Below are 16447 nucleotides of genomic sequence, written 5' to 3'. Positions count from 1 at the left end.
GGTCCCACCCTCGGGCGCTCAGGGCAGGACCGACGCCAGCGCCCAGCCCGCGCCGGCCGCGGCCACGGACGCCACCAGCATCACGGTGGCCAGGACCAGCGCGGCGTCGCGTCGGCCGTCCCGCCACAGTTCGGCCGACTCGGCCGAGGAGGTGGAGAAGGTGGTGAACCCTCCCAGCAACCCGGTGCCCAGGATCGTCAGGACGGCCTCGGGAACCAAGCGTCCGGCCCACCCGACCAGGAGTCCCAGCGCGAACGACCCGACGGCGTTCACGGCGAGGGTGGCCCATGACGACCGTCCGCCCGCCAGCTGGACACCGACGTGCGCCAGGTGCCGCAGGGCAGCACCGACACCGCCCGCGAGGGCCATCCACAGCCAGGTCACGAGCTCGCTCACCCCCGACGCCGCCGTGAGTTCGCGGCGTCCGCCAAGGCGAAGCCGAGGAGCGCCGCGACGAAGCCGCACGCCACTTGGCCGACGCCCAACGCCAGCCCCAGGGCCGGCCCACCGGCCGAGCCCAGCCGCATCACCTCCACCGCGAACGCCGAGTAGGTGGTGAACCCGCCCAGGAACCCGGTGCCGAGCAGCAGCCGTCGCTCCTGGCGAGGGGAGGAGCCCAGCAGCAGTCCGAGCGTGAACGACCCGAGCACGTTCACCAGGAACACGGGCCACAGGTCCGGCAGGGCCAGCCCGATGAGGTGTCGGATCAGTGAGCCGACCGCCCCGCCGACGAACACCAGTCCGACACCGCGCACCGGAGTGTCAGCCGAGCTTGTCGTACAGCGAGAGCGCCGGGTCGATGATCTTGCCCGGGTTGAGGTGCCGGCCGGGATCGGTCGCCTCGAACAGGGTTCGGATCAGGGAGACGCCCTCGGCCGAGAGCACCTGCTCCATCCACGGAGCATGCTCCATGCCGACGCCGTGGTGGTGCGAGAGCGTCCCCCCGTGGTCGATGAACGCCTGCTGGATCGCGGTCTTCACGGTCGCGTACTCGCGGTCGGCGTCCTCACCGGCCTGGAACGCGAAGGTGAAGTACAGGCAGGCACCGACGTGGTAGCTGTGCGACAGGTGGCACATGACGAAGCCCTGCTTGCCCAACGCGCTGAACGCGGCCTTCGCCGCCGCGTAGACGCCGTCGTGGATCGGGTTGATCCTCGACCACGGGGCCGAGGTCTCGGACACGTCGCCCATGACGTCCTGCTCCAGCAGGAAGTCGCGCAGGTAGGGGGTGTCGAACTTCTTCTGGTCGTACAGCGCGCCCGGTCCCGTACCGAGCACGAGCGCGCCGTGGCGCTTCGCGATGAGGGCGACCTGGCGGCGGCGGGCCTCGACGTCCGCCTTCGAACCCTCGAAGCACACATAGCTGATGCACATGGCGTCGGTGTCCCAGCCGCGACGGCGCATGAAGGCCCACAGCTGCTCCTGGACCTTGCCCTCCACCTTCTTCCTCAACGTGAGGGCCTCCTTCTGCGTCGACAGCGAGAAGGCGGTCTCGTTGGCGTCGGAGATGCGCACGAAGGTGGTGGGCACCTCGGCATCGGCCATCGAGTGGATCGCGTCGACGGCGTCCGACCACGTCGGGTACATGTACGCGACGACGGTGCGCTCCTCGGCGATCCGGTGGATCTGCACCCAGACCTCGGTGATGACGCCCAGGCGACCCTCGGAGCCGATGAACATCTCACGCAAGGACGGTCCGGTCGACTCCGACGGCACGGGCTTCAGCGTCACGGTGCCGGACGGCCGCACGACGGTCATGCCGCGGATGATGTCGGCGATGTCGCCGTACTTGTCCGACTGCATGCCCGAGGAACGCGTCGCCGCCCAGCCGCCGAGCGTGGAGTGGGTGAACGAGTCGGGGAAGTGGCCCAGGGTCCAGCCGCGGGCTGCGAGGGCCTCCTCGAGGTCGGGCCCGAGCATGCCGGCGCCGATGCGGGCCAGCCCCGACTCCTCGTCGAGTTCGTGGATGCCGACCATCAGGCCCATGTCCAGCGAGACGGCCGGGCGGGTCTCGGCGGGATCGAGCTGCAGGGAGCGGGCGATGTTCGTCCCACCGCCGAAGGGGACGACCACCGCGTCCGCCGCGACGCACGCCGCCAGCACGGCCGCGACCTCGGCGTCCGTGGACGGGTACACGACGACGTCGGGCAGTCGCCCGTAGTCGAAGCGCGACACGTGCAGAAGCTCGGTCACGGACGACCCGTGCCCGTGGACGACGCGCTCGTGGGCATCGGTCGTCACACGGTCCGGGGCCGTGGCGGCGACCAGGGCGTCGCGCAGCGCCTCGGGCAGCCCGGAGTCGGGGACGGTGGAGGAGTCGAACGGGATCGTGTCCACCTGGCGGGGGCGCAGGTCGATGCCGAGGTGCTTCTTCACGAAGGGGGCGAACGCCGGCTTGTTCTCGTAGTTGAAGAAGACGCCCTCCTCACCCCAGCCCCACCACTTCATGTGCTTGACGTGCTTCACGGCCGTGCTCCTTCGCTGGGGTTCTTCGACGTGCCCTTGATGCGGCGCGACAGCGCGCGGACGGCCGAGTTGGGGAGCAGGTTCAGCAGCGCCCCGGCCACCTTGTACCGCTTGCTGGGCACCGACACCACGCGTCCGGCCCGCGCGTCGCGCAGGGCGTCCCTGGCGACGCGGTCGGCGCTGAGCCACAGGAACCCGGGGACGCCCTTGCGGCCCGACCCGCCGCGTTGGTGGAACTCGGTGCGCGTCCAGCCCGGCAGGACCGCCGTCACGTGCACGCCCGAGCCGGCCAGCTCGAGGGCGAGCACCTCGGTGAGGGCGAGCGCGTAGGCCTTGAGCGCGGAGTACGAGTCCTGCCGCGTCAGCGCGGACACGCTCGCCACGGTGATGATCCAGCCCTCACCCCTGGCCCTCATGGCCGGCGCCGCTGCGCCCGCCAGGACCCGCGGTGCGCGGCCCATCACCTCGTAGGCCGCGTCGGCCAGGGCGTCGTCCCCGCCGACGATGGGGGTCTTGAGCGAGAAGCCGGCGTTGTTGATGAGCGTGTCGACGTCCCCCTGCCGCAGGCGGTCGGCGACCCTCGCCTGGTCGGCGCGGTCGGTCAGGTCGGCGGTCAGGGTCTCGACCCGGACGCCGTGGGCCGCGGCCAGTTCGGTGGCCACGGCGTCCAGCCGGACCCGGTCGCGTGCCACCAGGACCAAGGAGACGCCGTCGCGCGCCAGGGCTCGGGCGAAGGCCAACCCGATCCCGGACGTGCCGCCGGTGATGAGCGCAATCCGCATGGGACGGCACGCTACATTACGCTGCCCCCTCGAAGGTGACCCCCATCACCTCCCGGAAGGAGTGTTGCGTGTCCACCCAACCAGTGCGGGTTCTGCTGACCGGTGTGACCGGCTTCCTGGGGCAGGCCGTGCTCGAGCGGTTGCTCGCCGACACCGACGCCCACGTGACCGCCGTGATCCGCCGCAAGGGCAACCAGGACGCCCGCAACCGTCTCGACAGGCTCCTGCGCAAGCCCGTCTTCAAGACCTGGCGCGATTCCGTCGGCGACGCCGAGGCCAAGCGCATCTGGGCCGAGCGGACCGGGGTTCTCGAGGCCGACCTCGCCGCTCTCGAGCGCATCGACATCGACGTGGACGTCGTGATCCACTCCGCCTCGACCGTGAGCTTCGACGCCCCGATCGACGAGTCGTTCGCGAACAACGTCGGCGGGCCACGGGCGCTGTACGCCGCGCTGGAGGCGTCCGGACTCGATCCGCACGTCATCCACGTGTCCACCTGCTACGTGGGGGGCATCGCCAAGGGGCTGCGGCCCGAGGCGTCCGTCGACCACGAGATCGACTGGCGCGCGGAGCTCGCCGCCGCCGAGGTCGCCCGCGTCGAGGCCGAAGCGGCGTCCCGGACGCCCGAGCGCCTGCAGTCCTTCATCGACGACGCGACCCGCGAGCACGGCAAGGAGGGGCCCAAGTCGGTGGCCCGGGCGTCCGAGGCGGCGCGGCTGGCGTGGGTGAACCACCGCCTGGTCGAACTCGGCCGGACACGTGCCCGCTCCGTCGGGTGGACCGATGTCTACACGTTCTCGAAGGCGCTGGGGGAGCGGGTCGCCGAGGAGGAGTGGGCCGGCAGGGGGCATCGCCTGTCCATCGTGCGGCCGGCGATCATCGAGTCGGCGCTGCGGCATCCGTTCCCGGGTTGGATCGACGGTTTCAAGGTCGCCGACCCGTTGATCATGGCGTACGCCAAGGGGGCGCTGCCCGAGTTCCCGGGCCTGCCCGACTCGGTCCTGGACGTCATCCCCGTCGACTACGTCGTGAACGTGATCATGGCGCTGGTCGCGTTGGGTCACCAGTCGTCACCGAAGACGGGGACGAGCCGGGCCGACGAGGCTCGTGAGACACCCGAGACGGGCTACTACCAGGTGTGCTCCGGCGCCTCGAACCCGCTGCCGTTCCACCGGATGTACGCCGAGGTGCGTGAGTACTTCCTCGCCCACCCGCTGGAGGACGACAAGGGCCGCCCGATCGTCGTCCCGACCTGGAAGTTCCCCGCCAACAACGCAGCCGAGCGGTCGCTGCGGCTCAAGGAGCGCCTGTCCGCGCTCGGCTCGCGGGTGGGTGACGCGCTGCCATCGACGTCCCGGACGCGGCAATGGGCGTCCTCGTTGTCGAGGATGGAGCGTGGCCTGGGCTCGCTGCGCACCTACGTCGACCTGTACCAGAGCTACACCCGCACCGAGATGCTCTTCGACGACCAGCAGACCCGCGCCCTCGGGGCGAAGCTGCCGGCGGACGTCCCCGTCGACCGGACCTTCGACGTCCGCGACATCGACTGGGGCCAGTACTGGCAGCAGGTCCACCTGCCCGCGATGACGTCGCTGGCGAAGGTGCACGCGCGGGCCTCCTCCGCGCAGCGGGCGACGCGGTCGCAGGCCCGGAAGCTGGAATCCGGCACGGACGTGCTGGCGGTGTTCGACCTCGAGGGCACCGTGCTGCCGTCCTCGCTGGTGACCCAGTACCTGTCGATCATGGGGCGTCTGCGCCCGGTCGGTGATTTGCCGGGTGAGATCGTCGACCTCGTCGGCAAGACGGCGACCTACCTGAAGGCCGAGCGGCGCGACCGGGGCGAGTTCGTCCGGGCGTTCTCGCGGCGCTACGCCGGGACGAGGGTCGCCGACATCGAGCGCGTCGTCGGGGGAGGCTGGGGTCAGAACGTCGTGCGGTCCCTGCGCCCCGGGGCGCTGGCCCGCATCGAGGAGCACCGTGCGGCCGGACACCGCACGGTCCTCGTCACGGGCTCCCTCGACCTGTTCGCGGCCCCGGTGGCGCACCTGTTCGACGAGGTCGTGGCCTCCTCGATGGAGAGCCGGCACGGCGTCCTGACCGGCTACCTCACGACCCCGCCGCTCGTGGACGAGGCCCGCGCCCAGTGGCTCAAGTCATACGCCGCGGCTGGTGGCTACGACCTGTCCCGCTCGCACGGTTACGGCGACTCGATCTCGGACGCCTCCTGGCTGCAACTGCTGGGGCGTCCGGTCGCCGTCAACCCGGACCTGCCGCTGTACCGGACGGCGTCCAGGCTCTACTGGCCGATCGAGGACTGGCGCCACGCCTGACGCGACGGCGACGGCAGGCACGGCACCGTCGGCCCTGTGGCGGGGAACGCTCGCCGGCCAGAGCGCTCGTTCGGTTCGGTGGGCGGGAAGCTAGGGTGATCCCGTGGCTCGAACGTCCAGGATCACCGATGCCCTGCTGCTCTCCCACGTGCGCAAGATGGGGGAGGAGCACCCGCCCGTCCCGTTCGACTCCGTCGATTTCACGGTGAAGGACCCAGCCGCGATGCGGAGGCGCTTCGCCGGCGTCCTCGATTACCTCGCGCGCGTCGAGCTCGAGGTCGAGCGCAACGTCCTCGAACTGCTGACGATCATGCCCAACCCGTCGGAGGCCGACCGGGTCTTCTACGCCGACGTCTGGTACGGCCAGGAGATCCAGCACGGCCTCATCCTCGACGAGCTCAAGAAGCGCATCGGCCTGCCCGGGTCCGAGCCGCTGCTGCAGGTCGGCTTCGCGGTGAAGGTGCTCGGTGCGATGGCGAAGTTCGAGCCGACCCAGGACGTCGCCCGGACGATCTACTACTTCACCGGCGCCTCCACCGAGCGCCAGGCCGTCCTGGCGTACAACGCGTTCGCGGCGCAGCTGGACGAGATGGGGGAGAAGGCCACCCGCGAGACGATCATCAACCCGATCAAGCGCCAGGAGCCCGGCCACTTCGCCTTCTACCGCATGAGCGCCGAGAAGGTGACGACCGACGGCACACTCCGCCCGTGGCAGATGTGGCTGGCCCAGCGACTCCGCTCGTTCTCCTACGAGCTCGTGGGGACGCACCAGGACCCCCGGTACCAGGCCCAGATGGGCGAGGTCATCACCAAGCTCGGGTTCGAGAAGGAGCTGGAGGTCTTCGCCAAGGAGATCGGACGCCTCGAGGCCAACCTGCTGTGGGCGCAGTCGCAGGGCCTGGACTTCCCGCCCTACGTGCTCAACGCCCTGCGTGAGGCCGTCGACCTCTACCGCGAGCGCGGGGACTTCGCCCCCAACCTCTGAGCGTCACGTGAGCGAGAGGGCATGATGGAGCCATGACCGAGCACGACCCCCGCTGGATGTACCGGCAGATGATCGACGCCATGGTGGTGTGCTGCTCAGGCCCGGGCCAGGTGTCCGCCGAGCGCATCCGCGTGGGCGTCTGGAACGAGAACGCGGACGCCGACGACGCCCGCCAAACCGCCCTCAACCGGCTCGTCGGCAGCCTGGACCCGGACCAGCGGGAGGCCCTGGCCGTCGTTCTCGCCGAGGAGTTCGCCTCCGGCATGTTCAACGCCCTCGAGGTCCTGCAGGCCGCCAAGCTGGAGCCCTTCCACGTCGGCTATGAGGGCGATCCCTCGGACGACTTCCTCGGTCGGCTCGACGGCTGGGAGTGGCCGGTCGCCTGAACGCGGAGGCACCGCCGCACCGGGAGCCTCGCGGCTCACCCCCGCGGTCCACCCCGCCGGAACGCCCGCGCCCGGGCGAACACCGAGCGCAAGTAGACCACGGAACCGGCCCAGACCAGGACCAGCCCCGCCCAGTACGACGGTCCGACGTGCTGGCCGAACACCGTGATGCCGAGCAGGAACTGGATCGTCGGGCCCAGGTACTGCAGGATCCCGACGACGCCGTACGGCAGGCGCCGCGCGGCGATCGCGAACAGCCACAGGGGGATGGCGGTCAGCACGCCGGCGAGGACCAGCAGCCACGACAGGGACGCCGAGCTCCCGAAGTGGCTGCCACCGATCTGGGCCAGCCAGGCCCAGTAGCCCAGCGCCGGCAGCAGCAGGATCGCCGACTCCAGGAACAGTCCGCCCAGCGCCGGCGTCGTCGCACGCTTCTTGACGGCGCCGTAGAGGCCGAACGAGAAGGCCAGGAGCAGGGAGATCCAGAGCCCCGCCCAGTTCTCCCAGGCGATCACGCCGACGCCGATGGCGGCGAGCAGGGTGCCCACGCGTCCGCCCCGCGTCATGCGCTCGCCGAAGAACACCACGCCCAGGGTGATGTTGACCAAGGGGTTGATGAAGTAGCCCAGGCTCGCCTCGACCACGTGGTTCGAGTTCACCGCCCAGATGTAGGTGAGCCAGTTCACCCCGATGAGCAGTGCGGCGGTGACGATCCAGGGCAACCGCTCACGGGTCAGTGCCGTCCGCAGCCAGCCCCAGGACTGCCGCAGCGCCCCCATCGTCACCGTGACCGCCACCAGCGACCACACGATCCGGTGGGCGAGGATCTCGACCGGCTCCGCCGGCTTCAGCAGGGGGAACAGGAGCGGGAAGAACCCCCAGATGATGTACGCGCTGACGCCCGCGGTGAGCCCGCGTGAGCGCTCCACGCCGTCGGACGCGGTGAGCGCGGACTGGGCAGGGGGCTCGGACACCCGAGCACTCTATGGGCCGGACGACGGCCGGCCCCCCATCGGTCGAGGCATGGGCGACCCGGGGGCGCTGTGCCGGGTCGCCCCGTTGACCCGTCTGGTTCGATGGACCCATGACGACGGGCGCACTCGCGGGACTGACGGTCATCGAACTCGGCACGATCGGTCCGGGCCCGTTCGCGGCGATGATGTTCGCCGACCACGGCGCCACGGTGATCCACGTGGAGCGACCGGGCGGGGTCCCCCCGGTGGGGCCGATCGGTGACCGCAGCACCGACATCATCCACCGCAACCGGCGCACCATCGAGCTCGACCTCAAGACCCCCGAGGGCCGCGACGCCGTCCTCGACCTCGTCCGTACCGCCGACGTCCTCATCGAGGGCAACAGGCCCGGCGTCGCCGAGCGCCTCGGCGTCGGCCCCGACACCTGCCTCGAGATCAACCCGCGCCTCATCTACGGCCGCGTCACCGGCTGGGGCCAGCACGGACCCAAGGCCGCCCGGGCCGGCCACGACCTCAACTACATGGCGGCGTCCGGCACCCTCTCCACGCTGGGACGCGTGGGGCAGCCGCCCACCGTCCCGCTGGCCTACGTCGGCGACCTCGGCGGCGGGTCGATGATGCTCTGCTTCGGGGTCCTCGCCGCCCTGTACGAGCGTCAGTCCTCCGGACGCGGTCAGGTGGTGGACGCCGCGATCCTCGACGGGGCGACGCTGCTGGCCACGGCGTTCCACGGATTCGCACAACTGGGGCTGTGGGACGAGAACCGGCGCGGGGTGAACCTCGTCGACTCGGGTGCCCCCTTCTACGACTGCTACGAGACCGCGGACGGTGAGTGGGTCGCCGTCGGAGCCCTCGAACCCAAGTTCTACGCCCAACTGCTGGAGCTCCTCGAACTCGACCCCGCACGCTTGCCCGGCCAGCACGACCGAGCGGGCTGGCCGACCCTCCGTCAGGCGATCGGAGGCGCGATCAAGCTGCGCACCCGCGCCGAGTGGGCCCAGCGCGCTGAAGGGACGGACGCCTGTCTCGAGCCGGTCCTGCGCATGAGCGAGGTGCGGCACGACCCCCACAACGCGGCCCGGTCCACGATGGTCGAGGTCGACGGACTCTGGCAGCCCGCTCCCGCTCCGAAGCTCTCCCGGACCCCGGCCGGCCCGATCGCGCCGGGCAACACCAGGGCTGACCACGCCGGAGGAGTCATCGCCTGACCCCGTGCTGCATTTTGTGTCGGCAAAGTACCCGGATGATGACCAGAAACGCCGACACAAAATGCAGCACACCTACTCGGGGAGCAGCGTCGTCCCCGGGACTCCGTGCGGCGCGGGCTCGGGTGCCTCGAGCGGCTCGGTCAGGACCGTCTCGACCGCGTGGCGCTCGATCTCGCCGGCCGCGATGCCCTCGGCCCAGTGACAGGCCACGCGGTGCGACTCGGGGATGCCCGCGATCGACACCACGCGCAACTCCGGCCTCTCCGTCGAGCAACGCGTCGCCTGCGCCCACGGGCACCGGGTGTGGAACCGGCACCCCGTGGGTGGGTTCGCCGGCGAGGGCAGGTCGCCGGCCAGGATGATCCGCTCCCGGGAGTCCTCCACGACCGGGTCCGGCACCGGGATCGCCGACAGCAGTGCCCGCGTGTAGGGGTGGAGCGGCGCCACGTAGAGGTCGTCCGCGTCCGCCTCCTCGACCAGCGCGCCGAGGTACATGACGCCGATGCGGTCGGAGATGTGCCGGACGACGGCCAGGTCGTGCGCGATCACGAGGTAGGTGAGTCCGAACTCGTCCTGCAGGTCCTCGAGCAGGTTGATCACCTGCGCCTGCACGGACACGTCCAGCGCCGACACCGGTTCGTCCGCGACGATCAGCTCGGGATCGACCGACAGCGCCCGGGCGATGCCGACGCGCTGGCGCTGGCCACCGGAGAACTCGTGCGGGTACTTGCTCAACGCCGACGCCGGCAGCCCCACCGCCGAGAGCAGCCGGACGAGGCGTTCGCGCGCGCCCTTCCGGTCGGACGCCAACCCGTGCGCCTGCATGCCCTCCAGCAGGAGCTGCTCGACCGTCTGGCGCGGGTCGAGGCTGCCCAGCGGGTCCTGGAACACCATCTGCATGTGACGGCGTTGCTTGCGGAGTTCCTCGCCCCGCAGGGTGGCCAGGTCGACGCCACCCAGGTGCACCGACCCGGCGGTGAGCTCCTCGAGCTGCAGGAGGGCACGTCCGAACGTCGACTTGCCGCAGCCGGATTCACCCACGAGCCCATACGTCTCACCGCGCCGGATCCTCAGGTCCATCCCGTCGACCGCGTAGACATGGCCGACCGTCCGATCGAGGATCAGCCCACGCCGGATGGGGAAGTGCACCTTCACCCCGCGCACGTCCACGAGCACGTCGCTCATCCCAGCACCTCCTCGGTCGCCCGCTGGGGAGCAAGCGGGTAGTGGCAGCGCAGCAGGCGCACTCCGCCGTCGGTGCGTGCCTCGGTATCGGGTTCCAGCGGGGGCGACACCGTCCGGCAGAGCTCGCCCTCCTGGTGGCAGCGCGGTGCGAAGGCGCAGGCGTTCTCCCAGGGGATGTTGTCCGCGACGGACCCGGGAATGGGGAGCAGGCGCTCGGCGCGGTCGGCGTCCAACCGCGGGATCGAGGCGAGCAACCCTCCGGTGTAGGGGTGGCGCGGCGAGGCGAACAGGGGATGCCGCTTCGCCCGCTCGACGATCCGGCCGCCGTAGAGCACGTTCACACCGTCACACAGGCCGGCCACGACACCGAGGTCGTGCGTGATCATGATCAGCGCGGTCCCCGAGTTGACCACCAACTCCCGCAGCAGGGTCAGGATCTGCGCCTGGATCGTGACGTCCAGGGCGGTCGTCGGCTCGTCCGCGATCAGCAGGCGCGGCTCACAGGCGAGGGCCATCGCGATCAACGCGCGCTGGCGCATGCCGCCGGACAGCTGGTGCGGGTACTCCTTGAGGCGGCGCGTCGGGTCGGGGATGCCGACCTTCTCGAGCATGTCGGCGGCCTGCCGTTGGGCCACCGTCCGCTTGGCGCCCCGGTGGCGCTCGATGACCTCGGCCACCTGGACGCCGATGGGGACGACCGGGTTCAGCGACGACAGCGGGTCCTGGAAGATCATCGCCAGTTCCGCGCCCCGCTTGTCGCGCATCTGGGCATCCGTGAGGGTGGTCAACTCGGTCCCGGCGAAGCGGACGCTGCCGGTCACCCTGTTCCCCAGGCGCGGCAGCAAACGCATGATGGCGAGCGAGGTCACGGACTTGCCACAGCCCGACTCGCCCACCAGGCCGACGACCTCGCCGGGGCTGACGTTGAACGTGACCTTGTCGACGGCGGTGAAAGGGGTGCGCCCCTGACCGGTGAACTGGACCGAGAGGTCCTCGACCTCGAGCAATGGGTTCGTCATGCGGGTCACCTGCGGGACTTCGGGTCGAGGGCTTCGCGCAGCGCCTCACCCACGAGGGTGAAGCCGAGCGCGACGACGATGATGCAGAGCGCGGGGTAGACGGCGAGCTGTGGGTGGGAGTCGAAGTAGGGCTGCGCGTTGCCGAGCATCTGGCCCCATTCCGGCGACCGGTCGTCGGGATTGCCCAGGCCGAGGAACGACAGCGCGGCGGCGTCGATGATGGACGTCGCCAGCACCAGCGTCGCCTGGACGATGACAGGACCCATGGCGTTCGGCAGCATGTGCCGGAAGACGATCGGGCCCTTCCGCACGCCGAGCGCCCGCGCGGCGAGCACGTGGTCCGATGCCCGTTGGGCGAGCATCGATCCGCGCAGCAACCGGGCGAACACGGGCACCTGGATGATCGCGATCGCGAGGATGACCGTCCACTGCGACGGCGAGCGGAACATCGCGGCGATCGTGAAGGCCATCAGCAGCGACGGGATCGACAGCAGCACGTCGACGATGCGCATGACGACCGAGTCCACCCACCCGCCCAGCGCGCCGGCCAGGGTGCCGAGCAGCACGCCACCGGACAGGCCGCCCACCGTGGCGAGGACGCCGACGATCAGGGTCTGGCGGGCCCCCACCATCAGGCGGGACAGGAGGTCGCGGCCCAGGTTGTCGGCGCCGAGCGGGTGTCCCGGTTGGGGGCCGGGGACCGGGTTGGTCTGGCGGTTCACCTGGTCGATCAGGACGCGGGTCGCCGGGTCATGGGGCGCGATCAGCGGCGCGACGACGGCCAGGACGATGAACGCCACGACGAGGGCCGCGCCGAACAGGAACACCCAGTTGCGCCGCAGCCGGTGCCAGGCGCTCTGCCACAGGCTCACGCCCTCGCCGGACGCCACGTGTCCGGCCGTCTGCGCGAGGCCGTCGATCCGCTGCTTCCGGGCGGTCGGCGACAGGGGGGACGCCTTCTTCTCGGTCATGTCCAGCCCCCTCTCAGCGGACGCGCACGCGCGGGTCGATGGCGGCGTAGGCGATGTCGACGACCATGTTCACCAGGATGTAGATGAGCGCGGCCATCATGATCAGCACTTGGAGGACCGGATAGTCACGTGTCTCGAAGCCGTAGGCCAGCGCGTGGCCGACCCCCCGGAAGGTGAACACGCGCTCGGTCAGCACCGCGCCGGCGAGCAGGGCGCCCGTCTGGAGTCCGATGGTCGTGACGACCGGGATGAGCGCGTTGCGGAGGATGTGGCGTCCGCGGATGGGCGCGGCGCGAAGCCCCTTGGCCTGGGCGGTGCGGACGTAGTCCTCGTCCAGCACCTCGAGCACGGAGGCCCGCGTGATGCGCAGCAGTACTGCGAACGGGATGGAACTCAGGGCCAGGGCGGGGAGGACGAGGTGGCGCAGGGCGTCCCACGCGGCGTCCCACTCGCGGGTGAGGAGCCCGTCGAGGACGTACAGGCCGGTGACCGCGGTGGCGTCGATGCCGACGGACTGGCGTCCGGACGGCGGCAGCCAGCCCAGCTGGATCGCGAAGACGTACTTCAGCGCGAACGCCAGGAAGAAGACGGGGACGGCGATGCCCACGAGCGAGAACAGGACGGATCCCGTGTCGAGGAGGGTGTCGCGGCGACGGGCGGCGAGGTAGCCCAGCGGCACGGCGGCGAGGATCGCGAGCGTGAGCGCGAAGAACGACAGCTCGACGGTGGCGGGGAAGCGGCTGAGGAAGATCTCGAAGGCATCGCGGCCCGGCAGCACGCCGGTGGAGACGCCGAACTGGCCGGTCACCGCGCGCTTCAGGAAGAGCCAGTACTGCACCCAGATGGGCTGGTCGAGGCCGAGCGCGGCCTGGAGAGCCGCGAGGTCCTCCGGGGTGCTGCGCTCGCCGAGCAGCGCGGACACCGGCCCACCGGGCAGGGAGCGCAACCACGCGAACAGCAGGATGCTCAGCACGAACAGCGTGAGGACTGCCTGCAGCAGTCGCCGGACGATGTACCTACCCACTCACTTCCCTCACATCTGGTCGGTCGAAGGCGAGCAGCGGGGGCCGTGGACGGGCCACGGCCCCCGCTGCGAGGATCAGGCTTCGATGGTGACGGTCGAGAAGTCCTCCGCCGCCAGCGGGGTCGGGACCAGACCCTTCACCTTGCCCGACACCACCAGCGCGGGCGGGCTGTGCGAGATCGGGAGGGCCGGCACGTACTCCTCTGCGATCTTCTTGTTCAGGTCGGAGACCATCTGGTCGCGCTTGGCGGCATCCGGCTCGGAGTCGGCGGCCACGAGGGCGGCGGTCAGCTCGGCGGCGAACGGGTAGTTGCCGGTCGAGAACTGGTTGTCCTGCTTGGTGAAGAAGGTGCCGATGAAGTTGTCGGCGGAGTCGTAGTCACCGGTCCAGCCCAGGAGGAAGGCGTGAGCCTCGTGCTTGTTGACGCCGTCGAGGTAACCGCCGTTCCACGGCTTGGAGACCGGGTTCACCTTGACGCCGACCTTCTCCCAGTCGGTGCGGATGGCCTCGTAGAGAGCGGCCGGGTCCGGCATGTACGGGCGCGTCACCTCGGTGGGCATCCAGAACTCGATGCTGAGGTTGGATTGACCGGCCTCGGCGAGCAGGGACTTGGCCTTCTCCGGGTCGTACGGGTAGGGCTTCAATGAGGTGTTGTAGCCCGACACGGTCTTCGGGAAGAACTGGCTGGCAGGCTCGGCGCCCTCGGGCAGCTGCGACTTCACGAGCTGCTCGCGGTTGATGGCGTACGACAGGGCCTGGCGGACCTTGACGTCCTTCAGCGCCTCGTTCTTGGTGGCGTTGAGGCCGACGTAGAGCACGTTGAACGCCGGGCGGATCGCCACGGTGTTGCCCGCGTCCTCGAGCGCCTTCCAGTCGACGGGGTTCGGCAGGTCGTAGCCGTGGATGGTGCCCGCCTGCAGCTCCTGACGGCGCGTGGACTCGTCCGGGATCGTGCGGATGACGATCTTCGCGACGCCCGCCTTGTCACCCCAGTAGTCGTCGTTGCGGTTCAGCGTGACCTCGCCCTTGGCGTCGTCGTAGCCGCCGAAGGTGAACGGGCCGGTGCCGGTCGGGTGCTTGGTGGCGTACTCGGGGTAGGTGAAGCCGCTGCCCTGCGCGACGACGTTGCTGGCGTTGTACTTCTCCATGGCGGCCGGGCTGTGAATGGCGTACGCGTTGTGGGCGAGGATCGCCGGGAACTTCGAGGTGGTCCGCGTCAGCTTGATCGTGGCGACCATCGGTTCGGTGGCCTCGCAGCCGCCGTACAGGGTGTCCTTGCCGTCGCCGGCGAAGCCGCCCCAGTTGTTGGCCCAGTAGTAGGCCACGGCGGTCGTCTGGGCGACGCCCTTGAGGTTGTACCAGCGCTCGAAGTTGGTGCAGACCGCTTGGGCGTCCAGGGCCGTGCCGTCGTGGAACTTCACGCCCTCCCGGATCGTGAAGTCCCAGGTCAGGCCGTCCTCGGACCCCTTCCACTCCTTGGCCAGGCCCGGGGCAACCTTGGCGGTGCCGGGCTCGAAGGAGAGGAGCTCCTCGTAGATCTGGCGGGTGACACGGAAGGTCTCGCCGTCACTGGCGTAGGAGGGGTCGAAGAGCTTGGGGGCGCCTGCCGCGCCGAAGATGAAGGTGGCATCGGACGCCGAGGCGCCGGCCTTGCCACCGGTGGCACCGGTGGCGGGAGTCGAGGCGTCTCGCTGCGACGCGGCACAGCCGGTCAGAGCGAGAGTCACTGCGATGGCACCCACCGCAGTCTTCATGGTCCGGGACAGCACGTCGCTCGGTCTCCTTCCAAGGGGGTCGGGGCGCAGTGACCCGACGTCGGTGCCAGAACGTAACCAGACGAGCGAGGGACGTGTCTGCCCCCAATACTGATCGTGACCCAACCGAGACAGGCCCTATCGTGTTGCCCGTGCTCCTGTCAGACCGCGACATCTCCGCCCAGATCGACGCCGGGCGCGTCCGCCTCGACCCCTTCGACCCCGGGCTGGTGCAGCCCTCCAGCGTCGACGTGCGCCTGGATCGCTACCTGCGGCTCTTCGACAACCACAAGTACCCGTTCATCGACCCCGCGGCGGAGCAGCCCGATCTGACCCGCCTGGTCGAGGTGGATGCCGGCGAGCCGTTCATCCTGCACCCGGGGGAGTTCGTGCTGGCGAGCACGCTGGAGCAGGTCTCGCTGCCGGACGACGTCGCCGCCCGGGTGGAGGGCAAGTCCTCCCTCGGACGCCTCGGACTCCTCACCCACGCCACCGCGGGGTTCGTGGATCCCGGCTTCACCGGCCACATCACCCTCGAGCTGAGCAATGTCGCCACCCTGCCCATCAAGCTGTGGCCGGGCATGAAGATCGGCCAACTGTGCTTCTTCCAACTGAGCTCCGCGGCCGAGCACCCGTACGGTTCGGCCCGGCGGGGGAGCCACTATCAAGGGCAGCGCGGGCCCACGGCGTCCCGCAGTTGGGAGAACTTCACGAGGTCGGCGCTGGGGTGACCCGCGCGGCACCGCCGGCGGCGGCCACCGCCTCGAGGACCCCGTCCGTCGCCACGCCCGCGGCGAGGTGGGACTGCATGGCCGCGAAGTAGCGGTCCGCCTCAGGGCCTCCGTCCGGCCACTGGTCGAGCTCCAGCAGGATGAAACCGTGGAGGCAGACGAACAGGGTGAAGGCGAGGGCGCTCGGGTCGTCAGGGCGGACGATCCCCTCGTCCATCAAGCACTCCAGCATCGCGGCCACGCGGGAGAAGTCCGCATCGCTGACTCGCGACGGGGCACCCGGGGTGTTGAAGCCGTTGAACAGCAGCCTGTACAGCGTGGGTTGGCTGCGGGCCCAGGCGCGGACGCGGTGGCCTGCGGCCGCGAGGGCGGCGATGCCGGGCTCCGCGCAGTCGAGGTCGATGGCCGCGTCGGTGAGTTCGCGCAGTCCCAGCGGGACGACACTGGCGACCAGCTCGTCCTTCCCGCCGAAGATGGAGTAGATCGCGTTCGTGGACGTCCCGCACTCGGCGGCGAGGTCGCGGAGCGACACGTCCTCCGGCGCGTGCACGCGCAGACGTTCCAGCGTCGCCGCCACGAGGCGGTCGCGGAGGTCATCGGGGTACGTCCTGGGGCGGGGCACGGCCGCACA

At 70.4% G+C, this 16447-nt stretch carries 16 protein-coding genes; 5 read left to right on the top strand and 11 right to left on the bottom strand.

Annotated features, from left to right (window positions below; genetic code table 11):
* Positions 1-18: 18 nt before the first annotated feature.
* Genes AC5YDA_RS05100 through AC5YDA_RS05085 form a run of 4 tightly spaced genes read right to left on the bottom strand, consistent with a single transcriptional unit; the run spans position 19 to position 3248 of the window.
* The gene (locus AC5YDA_RS05100; RefSeq protein WP_496189972.1) at positions 19-396 is read right to left on the bottom strand and encodes a fluoride efflux transporter FluC; all 378 of its coding nucleotides are present in this window, start codon (positions 394-396) and stop codon (positions 19-21) included.
* Entirely contained in the window at positions 393-755 is a 363-nt protein-coding gene (locus AC5YDA_RS05095; protein WP_496189971.1) for a fluoride efflux transporter FluC, read from the bottom strand. The genes AC5YDA_RS05100 and AC5YDA_RS05095 overlap by 4 nt, the downstream gene beginning before the upstream one ends.
* Before the next feature lie 7 nt (positions 756-762).
* Entirely contained in the window at positions 763-2466 is a 1704-nt protein-coding gene (locus AC5YDA_RS05090; protein ID WP_496189970.1) for an FAD-binding oxidoreductase, read from the bottom strand.
* A complete protein-coding gene (locus tag AC5YDA_RS05085) occupies positions 2463-3248 on the bottom strand; it encodes an SDR family NAD(P)-dependent oxidoreductase (protein WP_496189969.1) in 786 nt (261 codons plus the stop codon). Before AC5YDA_RS05085 ends, AC5YDA_RS05090 begins: the two co-directional genes overlap by 4 nt.
* 68 nt (positions 3249-3316) lie before the next feature.
* On the opposite strand from AC5YDA_RS05085, the gene AC5YDA_RS05080 reads away from it, so the two are divergent.
* From AC5YDA_RS05080 to AC5YDA_RS05070, 3 genes are all read left to right on the top strand, one after another.
* A complete protein-coding gene (locus AC5YDA_RS05080; RefSeq protein ID WP_496192826.1) occupies positions 3317-5578 on the top strand; it encodes an SDR family oxidoreductase in 2262 nt (753 codons plus the stop codon).
* A 103-nt stretch (positions 5579-5681) separates the two neighbouring features.
* Entirely contained in the window at positions 5682-6563 is an 882-nt protein-coding gene (locus AC5YDA_RS05075) for a GTP-binding protein LepA (protein ID WP_496190292.1), read from the top strand.
* A 32-nt stretch (positions 6564-6595) separates the two neighbouring features.
* The gene (locus tag AC5YDA_RS05070) at positions 6596-6949 is read left to right on the top strand and encodes a DUF6547 family protein (RefSeq protein ID WP_496190291.1); all 354 of its coding nucleotides are present in this window, start codon (positions 6596-6598) and stop codon (positions 6947-6949) included.
* A gap of 35 nt (positions 6950-6984) precedes the next feature.
* Here AC5YDA_RS05070 and rarD read toward each other — a convergent pair whose 3' ends face one another.
* Entirely contained in the window at positions 6985-7923 is a 939-nt protein-coding gene (gene rarD, locus AC5YDA_RS05065; protein WP_496190290.1) for an EamA family transporter RarD, read from the bottom strand.
* A 110-nt stretch (positions 7924-8033) separates the two neighbouring features.
* Here rarD and AC5YDA_RS05060 point away from each other — a divergent pair, with 110 nt between their 5' ends.
* On the top strand, positions 8034-9131 hold the full coding sequence (locus tag AC5YDA_RS05060) for a CaiB/BaiF CoA transferase family protein (protein WP_496190289.1): 1098 nt from the start codon (positions 8034-8036) through the stop codon (positions 9129-9131).
* Positions 9132-9203: 72 nt separating this feature from the next.
* Here AC5YDA_RS05060 and AC5YDA_RS05055 read toward each other — a convergent pair whose 3' ends face one another.
* The 5 genes from AC5YDA_RS05055 to AC5YDA_RS05035 form a co-directional block, all read right to left on the bottom strand.
* The gene (locus AC5YDA_RS05055) at positions 9204-10316 is read right to left on the bottom strand and encodes an ABC transporter ATP-binding protein (RefSeq protein ID WP_496190288.1); all 1113 of its coding nucleotides are present in this window, start codon (positions 10314-10316) and stop codon (positions 9204-9206) included.
* On the bottom strand, positions 10313-11335 hold the full coding sequence (locus AC5YDA_RS05050) for an ABC transporter ATP-binding protein (protein WP_496190287.1): 1023 nt from the start codon (positions 11333-11335) through the stop codon (positions 10313-10315). The genes AC5YDA_RS05055 and AC5YDA_RS05050 overlap by 4 nt, the downstream gene beginning before the upstream one ends.
* 5 nt (positions 11336-11340) lie before the next feature.
* On the bottom strand, positions 11341-12306 hold the full coding sequence (locus AC5YDA_RS05045) for an ABC transporter permease (RefSeq protein ID WP_496190286.1): 966 nt from the start codon (positions 12304-12306) through the stop codon (positions 11341-11343).
* 13 nt (positions 12307-12319) lie between these two features.
* On the bottom strand, positions 12320-13330 hold the full coding sequence (locus AC5YDA_RS05040) for an ABC transporter permease (RefSeq protein WP_496190285.1): 1011 nt from the start codon (positions 13328-13330) through the stop codon (positions 12320-12322).
* Positions 13331-13405: 75 nt separating this feature from the next.
* The gene (locus tag AC5YDA_RS05035) at positions 13406-15100 is read right to left on the bottom strand and encodes an ABC transporter substrate-binding protein (RefSeq protein WP_496192825.1); all 1695 of its coding nucleotides are present in this window, start codon (positions 15098-15100) and stop codon (positions 13406-13408) included.
* Between the two features lie 137 nt (positions 15101-15237).
* On the opposite strand from AC5YDA_RS05035, the gene dcd reads away from it, so the two are divergent.
* A complete protein-coding gene (dcd, locus tag AC5YDA_RS05030) occupies positions 15238-15816 on the top strand; it encodes a dCTP deaminase (RefSeq protein ID WP_496190283.1) in 579 nt (192 codons plus the stop codon).
* Here dcd and AC5YDA_RS05025 read toward each other — a convergent pair.
* On the bottom strand, positions 15794-16438 hold the full coding sequence (locus tag AC5YDA_RS05025; RefSeq protein WP_496190282.1) for a TetR/AcrR family transcriptional regulator: 645 nt from the start codon (positions 16436-16438) through the stop codon (positions 15794-15796). The two genes, dcd and AC5YDA_RS05025, sit on opposite strands and share 23 nt — an antisense overlap.
* Positions 16439-16447: the final 9 nt, after the last annotated feature.

The organism is Propioniciclava sp. LT294 (assembly GCF_059516005.1).
This window is presented reverse-complemented; position numbering and strand designations above follow the sequence as displayed.